Annotated in this window: 6 protein-coding genes and 1 pseudogene; 2 read left to right on the top strand and 5 right to left on the bottom strand. The window is 65.7% G+C overall.

Features of this window, described 5'->3' with window-relative positions:
- Both Q7O19_RS12825 and Q7O19_RS12820 read left to right on the top strand, forming a co-directional pair.
- The coding region (locus Q7O19_RS12825; RefSeq protein WP_303810890.1) for a xanthine dehydrogenase family protein molybdopterin-binding subunit at positions 1 to 1878 on the top strand (1878 nt) is incomplete at its 5' end.
- A 41-nt stretch (positions 1879 to 1919) separates the two neighbouring features.
- Positions 1920 to 2585, top strand: coding sequence for a DUF2490 domain-containing protein (locus Q7O19_RS12820; protein ID WP_303810889.1), 666 nt, complete (start codon positions 1920 to 1922; stop codon positions 2583 to 2585).
- Positions 2586 to 2606: 21 nt separating this feature from the next.
- Here the strand turns inward: Q7O19_RS12820 and Q7O19_RS12815 are convergent, their stop codons facing one another.
- From Q7O19_RS12815 to Q7O19_RS12795, 5 genes and pseudogenes are all read right to left on the bottom strand, one after another.
- A complete protein-coding gene (locus Q7O19_RS12815) occupies positions 2607 to 2972 on the bottom strand; it encodes a cytochrome c family protein (protein ID WP_303810888.1) in 366 nt (121 codons plus the stop codon).
- 21 nt (positions 2973 to 2993) lie between these two features.
- Positions 2994 to 3455 (bottom strand): copper chaperone PCu(A)C, encoded by a 462-nt coding sequence (locus Q7O19_RS12810; protein ID WP_303810887.1) that lies wholly within the window; start codon positions 3453 to 3455, stop codon positions 2994 to 2996.
- Between the two features lie 48 nt (positions 3456 to 3503).
- Entirely contained in the window at positions 3504 to 3851 is a 348-nt protein-coding gene (locus Q7O19_RS12805; protein ID WP_303810886.1) for a hypothetical protein, read from the bottom strand.
- Between the two features lie 52 nt (positions 3852 to 3903).
- Positions 3904 to 5355, bottom strand: coding sequence for a TolC family protein (locus Q7O19_RS12800; RefSeq protein WP_303810885.1), 1452 nt, complete (start codon positions 5353 to 5355; stop codon positions 3904 to 3906).
- 37 nt (positions 5356 to 5392) lie between these two features.
- Positions 5393 to 5692, bottom strand: a pseudogene (locus Q7O19_RS12795) (RND transporter); the annotation flags it as partial.

Here is a 5692-nt window from a genome sequence, read left to right as displayed (position 1 = left end):
CGGCAGGTGGCTGGCGGATCGCAGGCGATGCCGACGCAATATGAACCGATGCGCCGGGTGGGCGCAGCGGCGCGCGGAATGATTTTGCAGGCAGCGTCCACCGCATGGGGCGTGCCGGTGGCAGAGCTGAACACAGACAAGGGCCATGTAGTCCACGGCACGAAGCGCGCGCCTTATGGCCAGTTCGCGGCTGGGGCCGCTGCCCTTCCCGCGCCGGACGCGGCGAGCGTGGCCGTGAAAGACCCCAAGGCCTTCCGCCTGATCGGCAGCTTCCAACCCGGCGTGAACAACCGCGCCATCGTAGCCGGCAAGCAGGATTACGGCATCGATGCGGTGGTGCCGGGGATGCTGTACGCGGCCTTCCACAAATCTGGCGTGCAGGGCGCAAAGGTGAAATCGGCCAATCTGGCGGCGATCAAGGCGATGGGCGGCGTGAAGGACGCCTTCATCGTGGCCGGCACCGAGGAATATGAAGGCCTGGCCAGCGGTGTCGCCATCCTTGCTGACACGACCTGGCACGCCGAGCGCGCCCGCGCTGCGTTGAAGGTGGAATGGAGCGACAGCCCCGCCGCCTTCCAGTCCACCGCCAATTGGGCGAAGCTGGCGGCCGATGCCAAAGGCAAGCCGCCCGCCATGCCGATCCACGCCAGCGGCGATGTGAGCGCGGCGATGGCCAAGGCCACCAAGCGCGTGGCCGCCGACTATGCCTACCCCTTCATCCCGCATGTGCCGATGGAGCCGATCAATTGCACGGCCCGCGTTGATGGCGACAAGGTCGAGATCTGGGCGCCAACGCAGAATCCGGAACCGGGCCGCGCCGCCGTGGCGAAACTGCTGGGCATCCCGCCCGAGAATGTCACTATCCACATGATGCGGGTGGGCGGCGGGTTCGGCCGGCGCTTGCAGAATGATTATATGGTGGAAGCGGCGGCCATCGCAAAGCAGGCAGGCCGGCCGGTGAAGCTGACGTGGACCCGCGAAGACGACATCACTCAGGATTTCCTGCGCCCCGGCGGCTGGCATTATCTGGAAGCCGGGCTGGATGCCCAAGGCCGCTGCATCGCGTGGGACAATCATTTCATCAGCTATGGCCGCGACGGCAAGTTCGCCCGCGCCGCCGGCATCGGCCCCACCGATTTCCCCGCCGGCATTGTCGATGATTTCCGGTTGGGCGCCACCGTGTTGCCGCTGATCCACACCACCGGATTTTTGCGGGCGCCGTCCAACAACGCCTTTGGCTTTGTCACCCAGTGCTTCATCGATGAACTGGCGCACGCTGCCGGCGCTGATCCGGTGCAGTTCCGCCGCGATTTCTTAGGGACTTCCCGCATCATCGGCGATCCCAAATCGCGCGGGCCGTACAACACCGGCCGCATGCGCGCCGTGCTGGACAAGGCTGCCGCCATGGCCGGCTGGGGCCGGAAACTGCCCAAGCGTACCGGGCTGGGCGTGGCCTTCCATTTCAGCCATCTGGGCTATTTCGCCAATGTGATCGAAGCCAGTGTGGCGGCAGACGGCACGGTGAAGGTGCACAATGTGTGGGTGGCCGGCGATATCGGCCGCCAGATCGTCAATCCTGCCGGCGCCATGAACCAGGTTCAGGGCAGCATATTGGATGCGCTGGGCGCGTGCATGGGCCACGAAATCACCTTTGCCGATGGCGCCATCGAACAGCGCAACTTCGGCGACTTGCCGATGTTGCGCAACGAACTGATCCCGCCAATCGAAGTCGCTTTCCTCACCCCGGATTATCCGGTGACGGGGCTGGGAGAGCCAGCCTATCCGGCGGTCGCGCCGGCGCTGGCCAGTGCGATTTTTGCGGCGACGGGCGTGAGGCTGCGCAAATTGCCGCTGGATGTCAGCCTGCTGAAGGCCTGAACTGTCACAGCACTGCCACATTGGCTTGGCAGTGAGCGGTGATGTATTACACGCGCTTCATCTTGGGCCTGCTAGTGGCCGCCCCCGCCGCCGCGCAGGATGTGCAAAGCTGGAACACGCTGCTGGTGCAGGGGCCGGTAGACGGCAAATTGCTGCTGTGGGCTGAAGGCCAGCCGCGCTTAACCCGCGATGCCGGGCGGCTGGGACAGGTGATCGCGCGGGTGGGCGTGGGTGTGCGCACCAGGAACGACATTGATTTCCACGCCGGCTACCATTTTCAGCACAACAACCCGGCGCCGGGCCGGACCAGTGACGAACACCGGTTCTGGCAGCAGGTGATGGGGCCGGTGTTCCGGCAGCCAAACGGATTGGCGTTGATCACGCGTTGGCGGCTGGAACAACGTACGTTCGAGAACGCCAACGATCTTGGCTGGCGGCTGCGCATGTTCTGGCGGCTGCAGGCGCCGCTGAACGGGCCGGGCACCGCCGGTCCGCTGCTGATCAGCGAAACGTTCGTGGCGTTCAACAGCACCGATAGGGGCGCGCGCCGCGGCTTTGATCAGCAGCGGGTGGTTGTGGGCTGGCTGCAGCCGCTGGGCAAGCGGCTGAATCTCGAAGCCGGTTACATGCACCAACATATCAATCGTCCCGGCCCCAACGCCGGCAACCATATCCTCAACCTCACGCTCAACCGCCGGCTCGGCTGAGCCGGCGGTTGGCGCGGGCGCTCACTTCAGCGTCTTCAGATAAGCGATCACGTCCTTGCGCTTCTTGGCATCGGCGATGCCGGCAAAGGCCATCTTGGTCCCTTTCACATAGACCGCCGGCTTGGTGAGATAGGTATCGAGATTGGCCTCGGTCCAGCTGACGCCCTTGGCTTTCATGGCCGCCGAATAGCTGAAGCCGGCGACGCTGGCGGATTTGCGGCCCACCACGCCGGCCAATGACGGCCCGATGCGGTTCTGGCCCTTCACCACGCTGTGGCAGGCCTTGCACTGCACAAAGGCCTTTTCACCGGCCTTGGCATCCTGCGCTGCCGCCGGGGCGGCCAGGGCAATTGCGGCCAGAGCGGTGGTGATGATGTTCGTCTTCATCGTGTCGTCTCCCTTGCTTGATCAATGATGGTCATGATGCGCACTGGCAGCTGTCTCAGCCTTGAACGCCACGTCTACCGGCCCGGCCTTTTCAAACATCAACCGCGCCTTGATCATCTGGCCCGGCTCCACCGACGCCTTCAGCCCGATGAACATCACATGCAGGCCACCGGGGGCAAAGCTGACCTTGCCGCCCGCCGGAATCGGCACGCCGCCGGCCTGGGCGCGCATCTTCATGACGCCGCCCTCATTTAACGTGCCGTGGAGATCGGAACGACCGGATGCAGCGGTGCTGACCGACAGCAGCCGGTCTGCAGCCTTGCCCTTGTTGGTGATGGTCATGAAACCGGCGCCGGTTTTCGATTCCGGGCTGGCAACGCGGATAATGGGATGGTCGACCAGCAGCGCGCCGGCCTTGTATTCATGCGCCAGCGATGGCGCGGACAGGCCCAGCAAAAGGCCCGCAATTGGAATCAACTTCATGATGGTCTCCTGAAAACAGCATGGGCCGGCCGGAGCCGGCTGCGGTGATCAAGTGAAAGGCGGCCCCTGGCCGGGCGGGCGAGCGCGGTGGTGGCGGGCCATCTGCCGCACGGGCGGCACCGCCGGCATCGGCAAGAATGACACGGCCAGCGGCAGCAGTAACAGCGCCGCCGTGGCCAGCAGCGGCCCCAGCGCCAGCCCAAAGCCGCAGCGTTGATCGTCGCCCGGTGCGGGCGGGCCTGGATCTGTAGGCAACACGGCACCGCTGCAAAGGGTGATGGCCATGCCGCCGTTTCCCGTCGCCACCGGCATCCAGCCCGCCGGCAACAGCAGGCGCAGCGCCAACGCTGCCACGCAAATGGCGACAAAAATCAGACCCGACGAGCGGCGGTTCATGGCCGCTCTATGCCAGCGGCGTTGCAGTCGGGCAACTCCGCAATCACCCTGATCAGCTGCCGTCCAGCCCCAAGGCTTTCACATCCGCCGTGGCGGCTGCCAGATCGGCATGGGCGACGATCTGGCGGAAGGCGGCATCCAACCGGCGCACCTGCGCATCGGCCGCGGCTTCCTCGCGCAGATTGACGACGAAGAAATCCGACGCACCTTGCTGAAAGCGGCGGCGTTCGGCGCCGGCCATGGTAAGCGCGCGATCCTGTTCGTCGATGGCAATGCCCAGCAGCCGGCGCGACTGGCGGGCGGCGATGGACAAACCGGAGATCTCGATGCGGATCTGATCCTCGATGAAGCGGCGGCGTTGCTGGAATCCGTCCAGTTCGGCGCGCGTCTGACCCAACCGACCGCGTGCCAGGCGCTGCTGCAGCGGCACCGACAGGTTGAGCCCTACCATGGAGGCCGTGCCGGTGAACGGCCGGCCGGCGGTTCCGGCATCGCCGACATATTGGTTCACCTCGGCCTTCACATCGAGGCGGGGCAGGAAGTTGTTGCGATCAAGCTGCAGCCTGGTGCGAGCCTGGGCGTTGCGCACATCCACCACTTTCAGATCGGGCCGGTTTTCCAGCGCGGCCATCATATCATCGGCCAACGGCAGCGGATCGCCAAGCCGGCGCGGCAGCCGCTCCGGGCCGGGCACGATCGGGTTGCCATCGGCATCGCGCCAGAACAGGGACAGGCCGACCGCCGCCACCTGCAACGCCTGTTCGGCCTGCACCACCAGGGTTTGCCGGCGCAGTATATTCTGTTCATTCTCGGTTAGCAGGATGGCCGGGCGCAGGCCCTCTGTGACCTGGCGCTTGAAACCGGCCTGGCGATCGAGCGCCAGTTGCAGCAGCCCCTTGAACACCGCCACGCGCTGACCGGCGATCACCCAGTTGTTGTAAGCGGTGATGGCGCGGGCCTGCACGCCGATGGCAACCAGCAGCCGATCATTATCGGCCAGCACGACATCACCGGTGGCAATGGCGCGGTTGAATCGGCGTTCATCAATGTCGCGATCGCGCAGCAGCGCGAACATCGTGCCAACGGTGAGACGGCCCAGCTGGGCGGTGTTGTTGCCTGATTGCGACGAGGAAAAGCTGCCGCGCGAAATGTCGTATCCACCGTAGACGGAGCCGCCGTTGGTGGTCAGCGGCTGCGACAGGCGGAAGCCGGCTTCGGCGCCATCATAGAAGCCAGTTGGCCGGGCTTCGGCGTTGGCACTGAACAACGTATCGAAGGCGCCTTCGGTGGTGAGCACGCGGCTTTCCGCGCCGCGCACCCGCGCCAGCGCTTCCAACACTTGCGGCGCGTGGAAGCGGCTGGCGGCCAGCACCTCGGCCAGCTCGAGCGGAGCGCTTGCGGCCGGCAGCGGCTGTGCGGCATCTCGGGCGTCAGCCTCCAGCTGGCGCCGGTTGCTGGGCTGCGGCTGGTCTGGCTGCTGGGCCGCCCCGGGGACAGCTGTCAACGGGACAGCAGCCAGCAGCAGCGCCAGCAATCCGGCCTTACTTGGCAGACGAGGACGCATCACTGCCCGTTGGCGCCTTCACCTCGCCGTTCATCGCCGGCTCTGCGCCTGGCCTCGTGAACTGCAGCGGGAAATCGTTGAGCAGCCGCCACAGTTCGAACCAGATCGGTACGGTGTTCATCTGCACCCAGCCGCGCACCTTGGCACCCAGCCGTACGGCGCGTTCGTCCGGCCACGGATCACGGTCTGGGCTTTCGGTGACAAGGATGCGGAACAGGCCGTTGGGCGACGCGTTGAGATCAACCGCGGCGACCTGGCCATCGAAGAAACCCTTGGC

The organism is Sandarakinorhabdus limnophila DSM 17366 (genome assembly GCF_945882885.1).
GTDB lineage: Bacteria > Pseudomonadota > Alphaproteobacteria > Sphingomonadales > Sphingomonadaceae > Sandarakinorhabdus > Sandarakinorhabdus limnophila_A.
This window is presented reverse-complemented; position numbering and strand designations above follow the sequence as displayed.